The sequence below is a fragment of the Paracoccus sp. SY genome, from assembly GCF_002901215.1.
In the GTDB taxonomy this organism is placed as follows: domain Bacteria; phylum Pseudomonadota; class Alphaproteobacteria; order Rhodobacterales; family Rhodobacteraceae; genus Paracoccus; species Paracoccus acridae.
Map to the genome: position 1 here is coordinate 40,641 of NZ_NWMQ01000006.1, position 16,735 is coordinate 57,375.

Below are 16,735 nucleotides of genomic sequence, written 5' to 3' on the forward strand. Positions count from 1 at the left end.
CTTCACGGCTTCAGATGTTCTTGCGACGACTGGGCCGCGCCACCGCAATCTCGCGGGTGGCATACATGACAGGAGATATCACGATGGCCAATGGCACCGTGAAATGGTTCAACGCAACCAAAGGCTTCGGCTTCATCCAGCCCGAGCATGGCACGAAGGACGTGTTCCTTCACATTTCGGCCGTGGAACGCGCCGGTCTCCGCGAGATCAAGGACGGCCAGGCCGTGACCTTTGACGTGGAACGTGGCCGCGACGGCCGCGAATCGGCGACCAACCTCGCCCTGGCCTAAGACGCCTTCCGAATGATCCGGGGTGGCGGCACTGGTCGCCTCCCCCTTCCCGGTCCTGGACGCCTTGCGCGGGATCGGATGACTTTCCCCGAAAGAGAAAATTTGATCGAGATTCACTGGGGCCAACCCCTGTCCTTTGTCGTTTCGCCTGACGGCGAGACGAAGACCTTCACCACCCTTGAAACCGCGGCCCATTGGCTGGAACGCAGATGGCCAATCGACGATGTGCATCGCCGCCATGCAGCCCGGATGCTGGACGCCGCCGCCCATTGCATGACCCCTGTCGGTTCTGCACGAAAGGCCTTTTCGGCCGCTGCACGAAGCGCGGGCTTCCGGCCCGTCAACCAGCACTGAGCGAACAAGAAAAAACCCCCTCTGCGACCGCATCGGGGGTTCGTTCGTCAAACCGGGACGGCTATGGCTTAGAAGCCGCGTGCAATCCGCGCAATGTCGCCGCGGCACAGACCGATATCGTCCAGCTCGCGATCCGACAGGCGGCTCAGTTCACGACGGGTCACGCGGGCATCGTTCCACGCGGACAGCATCGAGAAGAAGTTTGCAACGACATTGCCAACGCCCCCAACAGCCAGGCTGCGGTTCAGTTCCATCGTCGACATTTTCATCACCTGTTTCAGAAGTGCCCGACCATCGGGCATTGCTTCATGCAACAGCATATAGGCCGGGCAAACCGCCAAGAGTAGCCGCAGGAGGGGCAATGCCGCTATGCAGAAAACGCAGATTTGAAAAGGGTTAGAAGGACGAACTGGTCGTTTTTAGCCCCGGAATGCCGCATTGCGGCATGAATTTCACTGCCAATCGCCCAGCGTCGCCTGCCACAAGGCAAGTGCCGCAACGGCAGCCGTGTCGGCCCGCAGGATTCGCGGGCCCAGACTGATGCGGCTGACATAAGGCAGGGCCGTCAGGCGCGCCCGTTCGGCATCCGAAAAGCCACCTTCGGGACCGATCAGGATGGCCCAGGAACCATGCGGCAGACCCGCCAGGGTTTGCGCGGGCCCCGCCATCGCCTCATCCGCCCACAGGATGCGGCGGGATTCGTCCCAGCCGTCCAGCAGGCGCGCCAGCGGGACCAGATCGGCAACCGGGGGCACGAAGGTGCTGCCGCATTGTTCCGCCGCCTCGACCGCATGGGCTTGCAGGCGGTCCTGACGGATGCGCTCGGCATTGGTGAAATCGGTCTGCACGGGCAGGATGCGCGCCGCGCCCATTTCGGCCGCCTTTTCGACGATGAAGTCGGTGCGCGCCTTCTTGATCGGCGCAAAGCACAGCCACAGGTCGGGCGGATCGCGCTGCGGGGCAGTCTGTTCCAGAACGTCCAGCGATCCGCCGCGCTTGGAGATCTGGACAATGCGCGCGGACCAGGCCCCGTCGCGGCCATTGAAGACCTCGACCATCGCGCCGGGGGACAGGCGCATCACGCCGCCCAGGTAGTGCGCCTGCGCGGCGTCCAGGGGCACGGGTTGTCCTGCGCCCAGCGGGTGATCTATGAACAGCCTGATCCTTGCCATGGGGCCAGACGCTATGCAAAGCCGGACGGAAAGACCAGACACCGTCATCGACGCGCCCAAGGGAAATTGGGTGGACACGATCGCCCCGCCGGCCTGGCGGCCCTGGCTGCGGCTGTCCCGCGCCGACCGTCCCATCGGCACCTGGCTGCTGCTGCTGCCCTGCTGGTGGGGGATCGGGCTGGCGATGATGGCCGACGGCCCCCGCTGGGTGGACCTGTGGATCGCCATCGCCTGCACTGTCGGCGCCCTGGTGATGCGGGGGGCGGGCTGCACCTGGAACGACATCACCGACCGCGACATCGACGACAAGGTGGCGCGCACCCGGTCCCGCCCCCTGCCATCGGGCCAGGTGACGCTGCGCGGGGCCTATGGCTGGCTGGTGGCGCAATGCCTGGTGGGGCTGGCGATCCTGCTGACGCTGGACGGGGCGGCGATCTGGATGGGCGTCGCCTCGCTGGCTTTGGTGGCGATCTATCCCTTTGCCAAGCGCTTCACCTGGTGGCCGCAGGTCTTCCTGGGACTGGCCTTCAACTGGGGCGTCATGCTGGCCTATGCGGCGCATATGGGGCGGCTGGACGCGGCGCCGGTGGTGGCCTGGGTCGCGGGGATCGCCTGGACGATCTTCTATGACACGATCTATGCCCACCAGGATGTCGAGGACGACGCCCTGATCGGCGTGAAATCCACGGCGCGGCTGTTCGGCGACAACAGCGCACGCATCCTTGCGGGCTTTGCGGTGCTGACGGTGCTGCTGCTGGCGGTTGCGATCTCACTGACGGGTCGCAATCTGTTGATGGGCTTTGCAGGCTTGGCCGGATTTGCCGCGCACCTTGCCTGGCAGTTGCGGAATTTCCAACCGGAACAAGGGGCTGTGTGCCTGCGGCTGTTCCGGTCGAACCGCGACGCCGGGCTGATCCTTGCGCTGTTTCTTGCCTTGGCGGGGCTGGTCTGATTGCGTGGCGGCCATCGCGCCGCTAGACGACGCGTTCAGGAAACAGCCCGAGGTCATGCTCCATGGCGTCATCCCGCAGGCGGCTTCTGTCGCCGGTCGCCTCCATTCTGGTCCTGTCCGCCGCGGGTGGGCTGTGCTGGCTGGGCGCCGAAGCCGCCGCCCGCTATGTCGAGGATCGGTCCCGGCAGGATGTGGAACTGGCGCTGCACGCATCGGGGCAGAACTGGGTGACGGTCACGACCGACGGGTTGCAGGTCCGCCTGACCGGAACCGCCCCGTCCGAGATCGACCGCTTCCGCGCCATGACCCAGGCGGCAAGCGCGGCCGATCCATCGCGCGTGGTGGACCGGATGTCGGTCGCTTCAGCCGATGCCATCACCCCGCCTGATTTCAAGATCGAACTTCTGCGCAACGACCAGGGGATTTCGCTGATCGGTCTGGTCCCGGCCTCGACCGACCGGGCGGGATTGCTGCGGATGCTGCGCGATGAAACGGCCGCGCCCCAGGTCACCGATCTGCTGGAAACCGCCGACTATGCGGTGCCCGAAGGCTGGGACGCGGCGCTGCAATACGGGTTGCGCGCGACACAAAGCATGACGCAGGCCAAGATCTCGATCCAGCCGGGCAGCGTGACGATTTCGGCACTGGCCGACAGCGCGGATGAAAAGGGCCGCCTTGAATCCGCGCTGCGCCGGGGGGCACCGAAGGGGATCACGCTTGTCACCGACATTTCCGCGCCCCGCCCCGTGATCGCGCCCTTTACCCTGCGCTTCGTCAAGGATGGGGACGGCGCCCGGTTCGAGGCCTGTGCCGCCGACACCGAGGAAGGCCGCGACCGGATCGTCGCGGCGGCGCAGGCCGCAGGCGTTCCCGACGTGCCCGCCTGCACGCTGGGCCTGGGTTCGCCGTCCGCCGACTGGGCCGATGCGGCGGTTGCGGCCATCGGCGCGGTGGCCGGCCTGGGCCAGGGCAGGGTCACGCTGTCGGATGCCGATATCGCCCTGACGGCGCCGCCCTCGGTCCCGCGCCCGGCCTTCGACGCGGCCGTGACCGGGCTGCAGCAGGCCCTGCCTTCGGTCTTTTCGCTGCAATCGACCCTGGAACAGGCCCCCGACGACGCGACCCCAGGGCCGATGGAATTCACCGCCACCCTGTCGGACGCGCAGGTCCTGGACATGCGCGGGCCGATCAGCGACGACCGCATGGCGGAAACGGTGGACAGCCTGGCACGCGCCCGCTTTCCGACCGTCCAGGCGGACCTGACCGGCGACCCGCGGGTGCCGCAAGGCTGGACGGTGCGCGTCATCGGCGCGATCGAGGCCTTGGATACCCTTCAGACCGGCAGCGTCCGCGTGACGCCCGACCTGATCCGCGTGACTGGCACCTCGGGCGATCCCGGCGCGCCCGAGGCGGCGGCGGCCCGGCTGGGCGAACGGCTGGGACCGGGCGTGCAATACGAACTGGCGATCCGTTATGACCGGCGGCTGGATCTGTCGCTGAACCTGCCTGACGGACCGGAATGCGTCCGGCAGTTGAACATCATCATGTCCGAATCCGAGATCGGCTTCGAACCGTCCAAGGCCGCCATCGCCGGCGATCCCGCCCCCACGCTGGACCGGCTGGCCGCCGTCATGGCCGAATGCGCCGATTACCAGATCGAGGCCGGGGGCCATACCGACTCTCAGGGGTCCGAGGGCTTCAACGCCGACCTGTCGCGGGGCCGGGCACAGGCCCTGGTCGCCGCCATGGCGGATGCGGGCATCGACACATCCCACATGACCGCGCGCGGCTATGGCGAAAGCCAGCCCATTGCCTCGAACGAGACCGAGGAAGGCCGCGAGGAAAACCGCCGCATCGAATTCCGCCTGCTGTCGGATCACCCGGTCCGCAGCGCCCCCCTGCCCGCGCCGGTGACGCTGTCGGGCCTGACCACGGAACCCCTGCCGCCAGACCAGCCCGGTTCGGACCTGATCGGCCCCGTCCAGCCGCCCGCGCAGCCGCAGATGTTCGGACCCGAGATGCCGCGCGTCACCGTCGGACCGACCGCCCCCGCGACCGTCGGCGCCAGCGAGGTGTTCCAGACACTGGACGAACGCGAGGAAAACATTAGGCTGCCGGTCCTGACGCCGACGCCCGACACGCCCCGCCCCTCGCCCCGGCCGGACGAAGAAGGCTCCGATGCCGATTGATCGCGCCGAATGACCGCAAGGTGAACCAAATCCCATGAACCGTACGGAATTCGTCACTGTCACCACGATCATCCTGTTCGGCGTCTTTGTGCTGGGCTGGTTCGCAAGCTGGCTGATCGGGCGCCTGACGCGGCCCAGCCCGGCCGACCTGGCCGATCTGGCGCGGCAGTTGCACGACACCGAACGCGAACGCGACAAGGCCATTGTCCTGTTGAAGGAACGCGAGGCCCGTCTTGCCGCTGCGCAAGAGGAACTGGACGCCGCCATGGAGGGCTTGCGCGAAAGCCGCACCGAGATCGAGGAACTGCGCGACTACATCGAACGCAAGCTGGCCCGCCGGTAAGGCAGCAAGGACGCCCATGACCCGGACCTATATCCTGCTTGCGCTTGCGATCCTGGCCGAGGTGATCGCCACGACCGCCCTGGCCCGATCCGACAGCTTCACCCGGCTGGGCCCCAGCGTGGTGGCGGCCCTGGGCTATGGCGTGGCCTTCTGGCTGCTGTCCTTTCCCTTGCGGGTCATGCCGACCGGCATCGTTTATGCGATCTGGTCAGGGATGGGCATCCTGCTGGTATCCGCCATCGCCTGGATCTGGTACCGGCAAATGCTGGATTTCGCGGCGATCCTTGGCTTGGCGCTGATCCTGGCGGGGGTCGTGGTCATCAACGTCTTTTCGAAATCCATCATGCATTGAGGGGGCGGCGGGAACCGCCCCCGCCTGGGTCACGCCACCTCGGCGAAGACGGTCTTCAGCGCCCGTTCCAGCTTGTCGAAGATTTCGTCCATCTGCGGCTCGGTCAGGATGAAGGGCGGGCACAGCACAATGGACTGGCCCAGCGGACGGCAGATCAGGCCCAGGTCGGTGCAGGCATTGGCGATGCGTTCGCTGACCGACAGATGCGCGTCGAAGGGCGTCTTGGTGGCCTTGTCGCGCACGGCTTCCAGCGCCCACATGAAGCCCACGCCGCGCAACTCGCCGATATGGTCGCTGCGTTCCATGATGGCGCGCAGGCCGGATTCCAGCCGGGGGGCAAGGCGCTTGACGTTGTCCGCCAGGCCTTCGTTCATCACCACGTCGATGGCCTTCAGCGCGATGGCGCAGCCGACCGGGTGGCCCGATGCGGTGAAGCCGTGCGGGAATTCCTCGATCCGGTCGATGGCCCTTTGCAGCCGGTCGGTCAGGTCCGGCCCCAGGATCACCGCCCCCATCGGGAACAGCCCGGCGGTCAGGTTCTTGGAACTGATGATCGCGTCCGGCATGAAGTCATAGGTCTGGCAGCCCCAGGTGTTGCCGGTCCGGCCGAAGCCGGTGATGACCTCGTCCGAAATCATCGGGATGTCGTATTTCCGCAAGATCGGCAGCACCGCCTGGAAATAGCCCTTGGACGGCGGGATCACGCCCCCCGCGCCCTGCACGGGTTCGGCGAAAAAGCCCGCGATGGTGTCGGCGCCTTCGCGCTGGATCGTGTCTTCCAGTTCCCGCGCAAGCCGCTGGGTGAACTGTTCCTCGGTCTCACCCGCCTCGCCGTATCGCCAGTAATGCGGGCAGGTCAGGTGGATGAAGCCGGGCAGCGGCAGGCCGAAGACCTCGTTATAGGGCTTGCCGGTCATGCTGGCCGAAACCGCCGTCACGCCGTGATAGGCGTTCCAGCGGGTCAGGATCTTGCGGCGCTGCGGGTTGCCTTCGGATGCGTGCAGGAACCACAGCATCTTGACCATGGTGTCGTTCGCCTCGGATCCCGAGTTCGTGTAGAACACCTTGCCGCGTTCGAAGGGCGACACCTCGACCAGCTTTTCGGACAGCATCACCGTCTGGTCGGACAGGCGCCCGAAAAAGGCGTGGTATCCGGGGAAGCGGTCGTATTGGGCCTTCGCGGCCTCGGCCAGACCCTTGTAGTCGAAGCCCGCGACCATGTTCCACAGGCCAGAATTGGCATCCAGATAGCGGCGGCCGTTCACATCGACGACATAAGGCCCCTCGCCATGGGTCAGCACCACCGCGCCGCGGCTGGCGACGCTGGGCAGGTCCGTGAAGCCGTAAAGCGAGTATTCGTCGGCGCGGGCTTCCCAGCTTTGCGGTTTGTTCATCATCGCCTCCATCGGTTTGACCGCAGGCTAGCCGGGCCGCTGCGGGCGTTCAATGGGGGCGTCAGGGACGGCGCAGGCCGATCATGTCCAGTTCCGCCTCGATCCCCGACAGAGGCTGGCCGCGCACCTCGGCCACCAGCGAATCGAACCGTTCGCGTAGCACGGCCTTTTCCGCGCCCCGGCAATCGTTCCAGGGCCGCCCTGCAGGGCCATCACCAGAACGTAATACCAGATGAAATGCGGCTTGCTGCCCGCCACCAGCATGGCGCGATAGGCGTCATGCGCGCCCACCCGGCGCAGCGTCGCGGCATCGGGAATGCCTGCGGCGATCAGCGCCTTGGCGGTCGCCGGGCCGATCGTGTTGATCGTCGTCAGATCGCTGTCCATCGCGTGCCTTTCCAAGCCCCCGTGATTCCTGTATCAGCACGCTACCTCCCAAGGACAGCGGCAATGAACGACCAGGCCAATCCCCCGGCAGTGAAAAAGCTTTTCATCAAGACCTATGGCTGCCAGATGAACGTCTATGACAGCCAGCGCATGGCCGAGGCCATGGGCGCCGAAGGCTATGTCCTGACCGAGGATCAGGCGGATGCGGACATGGTCCTGCTGAACACCTGCCATATCCGCGAAAAGGCGGCCGAGAAGCTCTATTCCGACCTGGGCCGCCTGAAGCCGCTGAAGGCGGAAAAGCCCGACCTCAAGATCGGCGTTGCCGGCTGCGTAGCCCAGGCCGAGGGCGAGGAGATCGTGCGCCGGATGCCGCTGGTCGATCTGGTCGTGGGGCCGCAGACCTATCACCGCCTGCCCGCCATGCTGCGCGGCGAGGCGCCCGCGATCCTGACCGAGTTCCCCCCCGAGGACAAGTTCGACCACCTGCCCCAGCGCCGCGCGACCCGCCGCGCGCCCGCAGCCTTTCTGACGGTGCAGGAGGGCTGCGACAAGTTCTGCGCCTTCTGCGTCGTCCCCTATACGCGCGGGGCCGAGGTCAGCCGTCCCGTGGACCGCATCCTGCGCGAGGCGCGCGATCTGGTGGACCGGGGCGTGCGGGAAATCACGCTGCTGGGCCAGAACGTGAACGGCTGGCATGGCGCGGGGTCGGATGGCGAATGGGGCTTTGGCCGGCTGATCCGGGCGCTTGCGGATATCGAGGGGTTGGACCGCATCCGCTATACGACCAGCCATCCCAACGACATGGGGGACGACCTGATCGCGGCGCATCGCGACATCCCGCAGCTTATGCCCTATCTGCACCTGCCCGTGCAGTCGGGCAGCGACCGCATCCTGAAGGCCATGAACCGCAAGCATACGGCGACCCAATACCTGCGCCTGATCGACCGCATCCGCGAGGCGCGGCCCGACATCATGCTGACCAGCGATTTCATCGTGGGCTTTCCGGGCGAAACGGATGGGGACCACCAGGACACCCTGCGCCTTGTCGCGGAAGTCAACTTCGGCACCGCCTTCAGCTTCAAGTATTCGCCCCGCCCCGGCACCCCCGCCTATGACCGCCCCGAGGTGGAAGGCGCGGTGGCCGACCAGCGGCTGCAGGAATTGCAGGCCCTGCTGACGAAACAGCAGAAGGCCGCGCAGGAGGGCATGGTCGGTCGCACCCTGGGCGTGCTGTTCGAAAAGCCGGGCCGGCAGGCAGGCCAGATGATCGGCAAGTCGGATTACCTGCATTCGGTCTTCGTGGACGCGCCCCAGGCGCAGGTGGGCGACCTCGTGTCCGTGCGGATCGTGGAAAGCGCGGCCAATTCGCTGCGGGGCGAACTGGCAGGCTGACATATGCCGCAATCGCAAGCCCTTTACCGCCATGACGATTATCTGATCACCTTGCATCAGCCGGACCGCGTCAGCGCGCCCTGACCCAGTACCAGGGACTGGATCAGGCGTCGTTCCAGGCAGCGGTCGCGCCGGCTGTCGAGGGGCGCGAGGTGGTGTGCCATGGTTCCAGCCTCGGCGGCTATGCACCTGCAGGGATGCGGCGCACCGGCATAGGTTGATCCGGGACCGGCAAAATCCCTGCCCTTCGGAACCGTCCCCCACAGGCGCGGTTAAGCCTGACGCAGCAGGCAAGGAGGCCGGCATGGACGACGACCGGGTATGGAAGTTCGAGGAACGCCTGTGGCGCGCCTCGGAAGAACGCTATCACGAAAGGGTCGATCCCGAATGCGTCATGGCGCTTAGCCATGCGCCGCATCTGTTCGCGGGCCAGGCCGCCGTCGATGCGGTCAGCGGCACCCCCGAATGGGACGAGGTGGCGTTCGACGACAAGACCATATCCCGCCCCGAGGAAGGCATGATCGTCGTCGGCTACAATGTCACGGCATCCAAGGGCGACACGCGGTTCAAGGCCGCCTGCACCTCGGTCTATCGCCGGCGCGGGCACGAGGATTGGACCGTGGTGCAGCACGCGCAGGTGGTGCCGTCGGGCGGCACGAAGGGCCAGCACTGAAAACGATGCGGCCGGTCCCCAGGAACGCGCGAACATACGGGGGACCGGCCTCTTTCGCATCAGTAGCCTGACACGAAAGTCCGATGCGCCGGGTCATCGCCAAGGGCGATGTCGGACGCTATGATGAAAGACCGGCCCCCAGGAACGCGCGAACAGGACAGGGGCCGGTCTCTTTCGCCTGCGGTGGTGCGCACAGGCGAAAGCCGGGGATCCGGGCGGGGTTATTCCCCGCCGCCCAGACCGTGGACATAGGTGGCGACGGCGCGGATCTCGGCCTCGGACAGGCGCGTGTTCCAGGCGGGCATCACCCCGTAAGGTCCTTCGCTGACGATGCGGGTCAGCGTTTCGTGATCGTTGCCGTAGAGCCAGACGGCATCGGCCAGGTTGGGCGCGCCTTGGCTGCGGTCGCCCGTGCCGTCCTCCATATGGCAGGCCGAGCAGTTGTCGGCATAGACCTGCATCCCGTCGGCCGCCTTGGCGTCGTCATGCGGCTGATCGGAGAGCGACAGGACGTAATGCACGACTTGGTCGATCTGCGCCCGTTCCAGGATACCGTCGCTGCCAAAGGCAGGCATCTGCGAATAGCGCGTGTCCCCGTCCTGCGGATCGCGGATGCCGTGCTGCAGCGTCAGGTGGATGTCCTCAAGCGTGCCGCCCCACAGCCAGTCGTTGTCCAGCAGGTTCGGATAGCCCCGCGCGCCGCCCGCGCCCGATCCATGGCATTGCGCGCACCAGGTGCGGAACACCGCGCCCCCGGCATTGGTCGCATAGCTCAGCAGTTCCGGGTCGCCGGGGATCGCGTCCAGGTCCACCTCGGCCAGGCGGGTCTGGATGGCGGCGTTGGCCTGGTCGAAACGCTCGATCTCGGCCGCGACTTCCTGGCGGTAATCGGTGCCCAGCACGCCCTTGGTCGCCTGGTTGACCAGCGGGATGGCCGGATAGGCGATCACATAGCCCACTGCCCAGACGATCGTGGCATAGAAGGTCCACAGCCACCAGCGGGGCATCGGGTTGTCGTATTCGGTGATTCCGTCCCACTGGTGCCCGGTGGACCCCACCTCTTGCACGAGGCCCTTGCGGGTCGGCTTGCGCATCTTGGGGGCCACCGGCTTGTCGGCGCGGGGGCGTTCGGGGATCTCTCCGACGATCTTGGCCGCGTGCTCGCTGTCGGCCGCGTGGCGCTGGACCGAAATCCGGTTGTCGGGATTGGCGGGATCCAGGTGCGGATCGACTGGCTTGTCCTTGTCGTTGTCGGCCATCACCGGCCCTCCTTGTCGTCCGCGTCGGCGGGACGGTTCTCGTTCCTGAAGATGCTTTCGGCGGCGTCGCGGTGGGTCTTGCGCGATCCGGGGCGGAACACGAACAGGATCACGCCCACGAAGAACAGCACCAGAAGCAGCAGCGCCCAACTGTCGGCCAGGCCGCGCAGGAAGCTGTAGGTTTCCATGCCCGCCCCCTTACCGCGTCGGATCCGGCTCGAAGGTCGAGAAATCGACCATCGTGCCCAGCACTTGCAGATAGGCGATCAGCGCGTCCATTTCCGTCAGCTGCGGCTGGCGGTCGAAGTTGCGTTGCTGCGCGCCCGGATAGCGTTCCTGAAGGCCTTCGGCATCGGCATTGGGATCGGCCTGTGCCCGGAAGTCGGCGACGGATGCCGCGATCATCTCCTCGGAATAAGGGACGCCGACCAGGGCATCGGTTTCCACGCGGTCGCGGACATATTGCGGGCTGATGATGCGATCCATCAGGAAGCCGTATTTCGGCATGATGGATTCCGGGACCAGGGCCTGCGGGTCGCGCAGGTGGTCCAGGTGCCATTCGTCCGAATAGCGCCCGCCCACGCGCGCCAGATCCGGCCCGGTGCGCTTGGATCCCCACTGGAAGGGATGGTCATACATCGATTCGGCTGCCAGCGAATAATGGCCGTAACGCTCGACCTCGTCGCGCATCGGGCGGATCATCTGGCTGTGGCAGACATAGCAGCCCTCGCGGACATAGATGTCGCGGCCGGTCAGTTCCAGCGGGGTGTAGGGGCGGACCCCTTCCACCTTCTCGATGGTGTTTTCCAGATAGAACAGGGGCGTGATCTGGACCAGGCCGCCGATGGTCACGACCAGAAAAGAAAAGATCAGCAGAAGCGTCGCGTTCTTTTCGAGGATCTTGTGTTTTTCAAGAATTTGCATGGCTCGCGCTCCCTTATTCGGCCGGCACGCCGATGGCGGTCGAATGGGCTTTGGGCTGGCGGGCCACGGTGGCCCAGAGGTTGTAGGCCATGATGATCCCACCAGCGAGGTAGAGGACCCCGCCCAAGGCACGCACCACGTTCATCGCGAACTTGGCCTGCACGGTGTCGGCAAAGGCGTTGACCAGGAAGCCATGGCTGTCCACCTCGCGCCACATCAGGCCTTCCATGATGCCCGACACCCACATGGAGGCGGCGTAGAGGACCAGGCCGATGGTCGCCAGCCAGAAGTGCCAGGAAACCAGCGACAGGCTGTAGAGGCGTTCCCGGCCCCACAGGCGCGGCGTCAGGTAGTACAGCGCGCCGAAGGTGATCATGCCGTTCCAGCCAAGGGCGCCGGAATGGACGTGGCCGATGGTCCAGTCGGTGTAATGCGACAGGCTGTTCACGGCCTTGATCGACATCATCGGGCCTTCGAAGGTCGCCATGCCATAGAAGCCGACGGCCACCACCATCATCCGCAGGATCGGGTCGGTGCGCAGCTTGTCCCAGGCCCCCGACAGGGTCATCAGCCCGTTGATCATGCCGCCCCACGAGGGCATCCACAGCATGATCGAGAACACCATCCCCAGCGTCGAGGCCCAGTCGGGCAGCGCGGTGTAATGCAGGTGGTGCGGACCGGCCCAGATATAGAGGAAGATCAGCGCCCAGAAGTGGATGATCGACAGCTTGTAGCTATAAACCGGGCGTTCGGCCTGCTTCGGGATGAAATAGTACATCATCCCCAGGAAGCCCGCGGTCAGGAAGAAGCCCACGGCGTTGTGGCCATACCACCACTGCACCATCGCGTCCTGCACGCCCGCGAAGACCTGGACCGACTTCGATCCAAAGATGCTGACCGGGATCGCCAGGTTGTTGACGATGTGCAGCATCGCGATGGTGACGATGAAGGCCAGATAGAACCAGTTGGCGACGTAGATGTGAGGTTCCTTGCGCTTGATCACGGTGCCCAGGAACACGGCCAGATAGGCCACCCAGACCAGCGTCAGCCACCAGTCCACATACCATTCCGGTTCGGCATATTCCTTGGACTGCGTGGCCCCCGCGATATAGCCGGTCGCGGCCAGCACGATGAACAGGTTGTAGCCCCAGAACACGAACCACGCGAGGTTGCCGCCCCAGAGCCGCGCCGCGCTTGTGCGCTGCACCACATAGAACGAGGTCGCGATCAGCGCGTTGCCGCCAAAGGCGAAGATCACCGCGCTGGTGTGCAGCGGGCGCAGCTTGCCGAAGTTGGTATAGCCCTGCGTCAGGTCCGACAGGTTCAGCGCCGGAAAGGCCAATTGGAAGGCAATGACCACGCCGACCAGGAAGCCCACGACGCCCCAGAAGGCGGTGGCAATGACCCCGAAGCGGATCACGTCGTCCATATATTGCGAGGTATCGACCGCGCGCGCCGGCTCATCGACCTGGCGCAGCGACCAGACGAACATTCCCGCCGCCACCAGCATGACAACGATCGCATTGACCATATAGGCCGGATCGCGTGCCATGTTGGCGCCGATCGCGGCCAACAGCGCGATCGAGCCCAGCAACATCAGTTTTACATAATTCCACATGGCTTCCACCTGCGTCCCTTGGCGGGAATGACCACGCGGCACGAATCGCCGCCGGACAGATCCCTTCGTCGCAGCCGGAATAAGGTGTCAGGGACGCACCAAACCTTGATCTGCATCAAGTTCGGCGGTTTGATTCCGGTCAAGGCTGGGCCGTGGCGAAACCGCCATCCTGGGCCTGCCCGACCAGAGGAGACCGCCATGGGTTACAAAAGCATCCTGACCGTCCTGTCCGATCCCCGCCAACTGCCCCAGCTTGACGCGGCGGCGGCCCTTGCCGCGCGCGAGGACGGGCATCTGTCGGTTCTCGGCCTGGGCCTGGATCACACGCAGGTCGGCTATTATTTCCCCAACGGCATGCCCTATGCCTTTCAGGACGCCATCGACATGGCGATGGATCAGGCAAGCGATCTGGACAGGATGGTGCGGCAGCATCTGGCCCGCTACAGCGACCTTCGCTGGTCGTCCGAGGCCGCCGTGGCCCAGATCGGCGGCATCGCCAATCTTGTCGGGATGCGCGCGCGCTTTTCCGACCTGACCGTCCTGGCCCGCCCTTACGGCGAGGATGCCCCCGGCGAGGCCGAGGCCGTGGTCGAGGCCGCCCTGTTCGAGGGATGCTGCCCCGTCCTGGTCCTGCCGGGCACCGCCCTGCCCGCCGATCCGCCGGGCAAGGTGCTGATCGCCTGGAACCAGTCGATCGAGGCCCTGGCCGCCGTCCGCCGCGCCCTGCCGCTCTTGCAATCCGCCGGCTCGGTGGAAATCACCGTGATCGACCCGCGCGGCGGGGCCGATGGCTCGGAACCCGGCGCCCCGCTGGCGCAGATGCTGACCCGCCACGGCGTTCATGCCGACATCACCGTCCTGGCCCGCACCTCGGCCACGATCAGCGAGGAACTGAACCGTCGCGCGACCGAGATCGGCGCCGACCTGGTGGTGATGGGCGCCTATGGCCATTCGCGTTTCCGTCAGGCGATCCTGGGCGGGGCCACGCGCAACATGCTGGAAAAGGCCCGCGTGCCGGTCTTCATGGCGCGGTGAACGCCGCCCGATCAGGCAACCAGCCGGGTCCCGTCATGACCCGCGATCCGCAGGTCCATCAACGCGCCTTCCGGCTGGTCGCTGGCGAAGGCCACCTCGGTGAACTGCTCGGTCCGGCCCAGGCGAGAGCCTTCGGTCAGGACGCGATGCGTCCGTCCGACCTGCGCGTCCAGGTGGCGGCGCAGCGCGGCCTCGCCCGCCTCGCGCAGGCGAGCGGCGCGGTCGCGGATCACCGGGCCTTTCACGGCGGGCATCCGTGCGGCGGGCGTGCCCTTGCGGGGGGAAAACGGGAAGACATGCAGGAAGGTCAGCCCGCAATCGTCCACCAGCCTGACGCTGTTTTCGAACATCGCCTCGGTTTCGGTCGGAAAACCCGCGATGATATCGGCGCCGAAGACGATCTCGGGGCGCAACCGGCGCGCTTCCTCGCAAAAGCGGATGGCGTCGTCGCGCAGATGGCGGCGCTTCATCCGCTTCAGGATCATGTCGTCGCCCGCCTGCAGCGACAGGTGCAGATGCGGCATCAGGCGCGGTTCGGTGGCGATGGCCAGCATCAGGTTCTCGTCCGCCTCGATCGAATCGATGCTGCTGATGCGCAGGCGCGGCAGATCCGGGACCAGCCGCAGGATCCGCATCACCAGATCGCCCAGGCGCGGCGTCCCAGGCAGGTCGGCGCCCCAGCTTGTCAGGTCCACGCCGGTCAGCACGACCTCGTTGAAGCCGCGTCCCACCAGGCGCTTGATCTGTTCCACCACCACGCCCGCAGGCACCGACCGCGAATTGCCGCGCCCGAAGGGGATGATGCAGAAGGTGCAGCGGTGATCGCAGCCGTTCTGGACCTGGACATAGGCGCGGTGGCGGCCAAAGCCGTCGATCAGATGGCCCGCCGTTTCACGCACCGACATGATGTCATCGACGCGGATCTTTTCCGTCTCGCCGATCAGGTCCGGGGCGCGCAGGCTTTGCCACGTCTCGGGCTGCATCTTTTCATGGTTGCCGATGACGCGCGTGACCTCGGGCATGGCCGCGAAGGTCTCAGGTTCGGTCTGGGCGGCGCAGCCGGTCACGATCACCGGGGCGCCGGGGTTTTCGCGCGACAGGCGGCGGATTTCCTGGCGGGCCTTGCGGACGGCCTCGGCGGTGACAGCGCAGGTGTTGACGACCACGGCGCCGGACAGGCCCGCGGCCTCGGCCATTTCCTTCATCGCCTCGGTCTCATAGGCGTTGAGGCGGCAGCCCAGGGTGGAAAAGACCGGCGCGCTCATGATGCAAGCCATTCGGGGGTCAGTGTGCCGGTGAAGACATGGGCCGTCGGCCCCTCCATCCAGACGCCGTCGTCGCGCCAGTCGATCATCAGCACGCCGCCCGGCACGTTCACCTTGACCCGCCGCCCGGTCAGGCCACGCCGCGCTGCAGCCACGGCGGCCGCGCAGGAGCATGACCCCGATGCCAGCGTCGGCCCCGCGCCGCGTTCCCAGATGCGCAGCAGGACTTCGTCGCGGGACAGGATCTGCACGACCTCGACATTGGTGCGCTGCGGGTAAAGCGGGTGATGTTCCATGGCTGGGCCGAAGCTCGCCAGATCGACGGATGCCGCGTCATCCACGAAGAACGTCACATGCGGGTTGCCCATGCCGGTCGCTGCCGGATCGCCCTCGATGGGCAGGTGGTCGATGTCCACGTCCTGCGCCAGGGGGATCGCCCGCCAGTCCAGCACCGGCGGCCCCATGTTCACCCGCGTCAGGCCGCCGCCCGCATCCTCGGCCAGCAGGATCGCGTGATCGGTGCGCAGGCTCAGCCGGTCGCGACCCGTCTGGTCCATCACGAAGCGCGCGATGCAGCGCGTGGCATTGCCGCAGGCCGCGCTGACGGACCCGTCCGCGTTCCAGAAGCGCAGCCGGACATCCGCGTCCCCGTCCGTCTGGATCGTGGCAAGCTGGTCGAATCCCACGCCCCGGTTGCGATCCCCGATGCGCGCGATCACCTCGGCCGCAGGCGGCGTGCCGCCCCCCCGCAGGTCCAGGACGACGAAATCGTTGCCAAGCCCATGCATCTTCATGAAGGGCAGGCCAGGGGCGGGTTTGATGCTCATGAGGGGGCATATAATCCCTGCCGGAAATTTCCGCCAGTGGCCGTGACTTTTCCGCTTGACGCCCCCGGCAGCCCCCCATAGTAAGCCCCCCATGTTGGGCCCGTAGCTCAGTTGGTAGAGCAACTGACTTTTAATCAGTGGGTCACAGGTTCGAATCCTGTCGGGCTCACCATCATCAAATCAAGGGCCTGGGCTGAAAAGCCCGGGCCCTGATCGTTTCGCGCCCCCATCTTGTCCTCTCTGCCTGCCTCCGAACGAAAAAGGGCGCGCATCGCTGCGCGCCCGATCTCGGTGTCAGGTCCCGCC

19 protein-coding genes and 1 tRNA gene are annotated in these 16,735 nt (G+C 66.2%); 10 read left to right on the top strand and 10 right to left on the bottom strand.

The window, feature by feature from the left end; all coding sequences use genetic code 11:
• Positions 1–83 precede the first annotated feature (83 nt).
• On the top strand, positions 84–290 hold the full coding sequence (locus tag CK944_RS07075) for a cold-shock protein (RefSeq protein ID WP_103172357.1): 207 nt from the start codon (positions 84–86) through the stop codon (positions 288–290).
• A gap of 102 nt (positions 291–392) precedes the next feature.
• Positions 393–644: a DUF982 domain-containing protein gene (locus tag CK944_RS07080; protein WP_239985990.1), complete on the top strand. Its 252-nt coding sequence runs from the start codon at positions 393–395 to the stop codon at positions 642–644.
• Between the two features lie 68 nt (positions 645–712).
• Here the strand turns inward: CK944_RS07080 and CK944_RS07085 are convergent, their stop codons facing one another.
• Both CK944_RS07085 and CK944_RS07090 read right to left on the bottom strand, forming a co-directional pair.
• On the bottom strand, positions 713–907 hold the full coding sequence (locus CK944_RS07085) for a DUF1127 domain-containing protein (protein ID WP_103172479.1): 195 nt from the start codon (positions 905–907) through the stop codon (positions 713–715).
• A 189-nt stretch (positions 908–1,096) separates the two neighbouring features.
• Positions 1,097–1,816, bottom strand: coding sequence for a 16S rRNA (uracil(1498)-N(3))-methyltransferase (locus tag CK944_RS07090; protein WP_103172359.1), 720 nt, complete (start codon positions 1,814–1,816; stop codon positions 1,097–1,099).
• A gap of 13 nt (positions 1,817–1,829) precedes the next feature.
• Between CK944_RS07090 and ubiA the strand changes: the two genes are divergently transcribed.
• The 4 genes from ubiA to CK944_RS07110 all read left to right on the top strand — a co-directional run bounded on the left by ubiA (position 1,830) and on the right by CK944_RS07110 (position 5,652).
• Positions 1,830–2,768: a 4-hydroxybenzoate octaprenyltransferase gene (gene ubiA, locus CK944_RS07095; RefSeq protein WP_103172480.1), complete on the top strand. Its 939-nt coding sequence runs from the start codon at positions 1,830–1,832 to the stop codon at positions 2,766–2,768.
• 62 nt (positions 2,769–2,830) lie between these two features.
• Positions 2,831–4,957, top strand: a complete 2,127-nt coding sequence (locus CK944_RS07100; protein ID WP_103172360.1) for an OmpA family protein — start codon at positions 2,831–2,833, stop codon at positions 4,955–4,957.
• A gap of 34 nt (positions 4,958–4,991) precedes the next feature.
• A complete protein-coding gene (locus CK944_RS07105) occupies positions 4,992–5,300 on the top strand; it encodes a hypothetical protein (RefSeq protein ID WP_103172361.1) in 309 nt (102 codons plus the stop codon).
• 16 nt (positions 5,301–5,316) lie between these two features.
• The gene (locus CK944_RS07110; protein ID WP_103172362.1) at positions 5,317–5,652 is read left to right on the top strand and encodes a multidrug efflux SMR transporter; all 336 of its coding nucleotides are present in this window, start codon (positions 5,317–5,319) and stop codon (positions 5,650–5,652) included.
• A 29-nt stretch (positions 5,653–5,681) separates the two neighbouring features.
• Here the strand turns inward: CK944_RS07110 and CK944_RS07115 are convergent, their stop codons facing one another.
• Entirely contained in the window at positions 5,682–7,046 is a 1,365-nt protein-coding gene (locus CK944_RS07115; protein WP_103172481.1) for an aminotransferase, read from the bottom strand.
• Between the two features lie 81 nt (positions 7,047–7,127).
• The gene (locus CK944_RS07120; protein WP_371411655.1) at positions 7,128–7,433 is read right to left on the bottom strand and encodes a TfoX/Sxy family DNA transformation protein; all 306 of its coding nucleotides are present in this window, start codon (positions 7,431–7,433) and stop codon (positions 7,128–7,130) included.
• A 63-nt stretch (positions 7,434–7,496) separates the two neighbouring features.
• Between CK944_RS07120 and miaB the strand changes: the two genes are divergently transcribed.
• Together miaB and CK944_RS07130 are read left to right on the top strand one after the other, a co-directional pair.
• On the top strand, positions 7,497–8,828 hold the full coding sequence (gene miaB / locus CK944_RS07125) for a tRNA (N6-isopentenyl adenosine(37)-C2)-methylthiotransferase MiaB (protein WP_103172363.1): 1,332 nt from the start codon (positions 7,497–7,499) through the stop codon (positions 8,826–8,828).
• 304 nt (positions 8,829–9,132) lie between these two features.
• Positions 9,133–9,501: a DUF4440 domain-containing protein gene (locus CK944_RS07130; protein ID WP_103172364.1), complete on the top strand. Its 369-nt coding sequence runs from the start codon at positions 9,133–9,135 to the stop codon at positions 9,499–9,501.
• 221 nt (positions 9,502–9,722) lie between these two features.
• Here CK944_RS07130 and ccoP read toward each other — a convergent pair whose 3' ends face one another.
• From ccoP to ccoN, 4 genes are all read right to left on the bottom strand, one after another.
• Positions 9,723–10,595, bottom strand: coding sequence for a cytochrome-c oxidase, cbb3-type subunit III (gene ccoP, locus CK944_RS07135; RefSeq protein ID WP_239985998.1), 873 nt, complete (start codon positions 10,593–10,595; stop codon positions 9,723–9,725).
• Between the two features lie 164 nt (positions 10,596–10,759).
• The gene (locus tag CK944_RS07140) at positions 10,760–10,948 is read right to left on the bottom strand and encodes a cbb3-type cytochrome c oxidase subunit 3 (protein ID WP_103172366.1); all 189 of its coding nucleotides are present in this window, start codon (positions 10,946–10,948) and stop codon (positions 10,760–10,762) included.
• Positions 10,949–10,958: 10 nt separating this feature from the next.
• A complete protein-coding gene (gene ccoO, locus CK944_RS07145) occupies positions 10,959–11,684 on the bottom strand; it encodes a cytochrome-c oxidase, cbb3-type subunit II (protein WP_103172367.1) in 726 nt (241 codons plus the stop codon).
• A 13-nt stretch (positions 11,685–11,697) separates the two neighbouring features.
• Positions 11,698–13,302 carry a cytochrome-c oxidase, cbb3-type subunit I gene (gene ccoN, locus CK944_RS07150; RefSeq protein WP_103172368.1) on the bottom strand — a complete coding sequence of 535 codons (1,605 nt, stop codon included), beginning with the start codon at positions 13,300–13,302 and terminating at the stop codon, positions 11,698–11,700.
• Positions 13,303–13,500: 198 nt separating this feature from the next.
• On the opposite strand from ccoN, the gene CK944_RS07155 reads away from it, so the two are divergent.
• Positions 13,501–14,337: a universal stress protein gene (locus CK944_RS07155; RefSeq protein ID WP_103172369.1), complete on the top strand. Its 837-nt coding sequence runs from the start codon at positions 13,501–13,503 to the stop codon at positions 14,335–14,337.
• 11 nt (positions 14,338–14,348) lie between these two features.
• Here the strand turns inward: CK944_RS07155 and mtaB are convergent, their stop codons facing one another.
• Together mtaB and dapF are read right to left on the bottom strand one after the other, a co-directional pair.
• Positions 14,349–15,602: a tRNA (N(6)-L-threonylcarbamoyladenosine(37)-C(2))-methylthiotransferase MtaB gene (gene mtaB / locus CK944_RS07160; protein ID WP_103172370.1), complete on the bottom strand. Its 1,254-nt coding sequence runs from the start codon at positions 15,600–15,602 to the stop codon at positions 14,349–14,351.
• Positions 15,599–16,429 carry a diaminopimelate epimerase gene (dapF, locus tag CK944_RS07165; RefSeq protein ID WP_158247970.1) on the bottom strand — a complete coding sequence of 277 codons (831 nt, stop codon included), beginning with the start codon at positions 16,427–16,429 and terminating at the stop codon, positions 15,599–15,601. Before dapF ends, mtaB begins: the two co-directional genes overlap by 4 nt.
• 96 nt (positions 16,430–16,525) lie before the next feature.
• Here dapF and CK944_RS07170 point away from each other — a divergent pair.
• Positions 16,526–16,601, top strand: a tRNA-Lys gene (locus CK944_RS07170).
• Positions 16,602–16,735 lie beyond the last annotated feature (134 nt).

Coding starts and splice junctions, on each gene's coding strand:
- CK944_RS07075 (WP_103172357.1), top strand. CDS start 84: ATGGCCAATGGCACCGTGAAATGGTTCAACGCAACCAAAGGCTTCGGC.
- CK944_RS07085 (WP_103172479.1), bottom strand. CDS start 907: ATGTCGACGATGGAACTGAACCGCAGCCTGGCTGTTGGGGGCGTTGGC.
- CK944_RS07090 (WP_103172359.1), bottom strand. CDS start 1,816: ATGGCAAGGATCAGGCTGTTCATAGATCACCCGCTGGGCGCAGGACAA.
- ubiA (WP_103172480.1), top strand. CDS start 1,830: ATGCAAAGCCGGACGGAAAGACCAGACACCGTCATCGACGCGCCCAAG.
- CK944_RS07100 (WP_103172360.1), top strand. CDS start 2,831: ATGGCGTCATCCCGCAGGCGGCTTCTGTCGCCGGTCGCCTCCATTCTG.
- CK944_RS07105 (WP_103172361.1), top strand. CDS start 4,992: ATGAACCGTACGGAATTCGTCACTGTCACCACGATCATCCTGTTCGGC.
- CK944_RS07110 (WP_103172362.1), top strand. CDS start 5,317: ATGACCCGGACCTATATCCTGCTTGCGCTTGCGATCCTGGCCGAGGTG.
- CK944_RS07115 (WP_103172481.1), bottom strand. CDS start 7,046: ATGAACAAACCGCAAAGCTGGGAAGCCCGCGCCGACGAATACTCGCTT.
- CK944_RS07120 (WP_371411655.1), bottom strand. CDS start 7,433: ATGGACAGCGATCTGACGACGATCAACACGATCGGCCCGGCGACCGCC.
- miaB (WP_103172363.1), top strand. CDS start 7,497: ATGAACGACCAGGCCAATCCCCCGGCAGTGAAAAAGCTTTTCATCAAG.
- CK944_RS07130 (WP_103172364.1), top strand. CDS start 9,133: ATGGACGACGACCGGGTATGGAAGTTCGAGGAACGCCTGTGGCGCGCC.
- ccoP (WP_239985998.1), bottom strand. CDS start 10,595: ATGCGCAAGCCGACCCGCAAGGGCCTCGTGCAAGAGGTGGGGTCCACC.
- CK944_RS07140 (WP_103172366.1), bottom strand. CDS start 10,948: ATGGAAACCTACAGCTTCCTGCGCGGCCTGGCCGACAGTTGGGCGCTG.
- ccoO (WP_103172367.1), bottom strand. CDS start 11,684: ATGCAAATTCTTGAAAAACACAAGATCCTCGAAAAGAACGCGACGCTT.
- ccoN (WP_103172368.1), bottom strand. CDS start 13,302: ATGTGGAATTATGTAAAACTGATGTTGCTGGGCTCGATCGCGCTGTTG.
- CK944_RS07155 (WP_103172369.1), top strand. CDS start 13,501: ATGGGTTACAAAAGCATCCTGACCGTCCTGTCCGATCCCCGCCAACTG.
- mtaB (WP_103172370.1), bottom strand. CDS start 15,602: ATGAGCGCGCCGGTCTTTTCCACCCTGGGCTGCCGCCTCAACGCCTAT.
- dapF (WP_158247970.1), bottom strand. CDS start 16,429: ATGAGCATCAAACCCGCCCCTGGCCTGCCCTTCATGAAGATGCATGGG.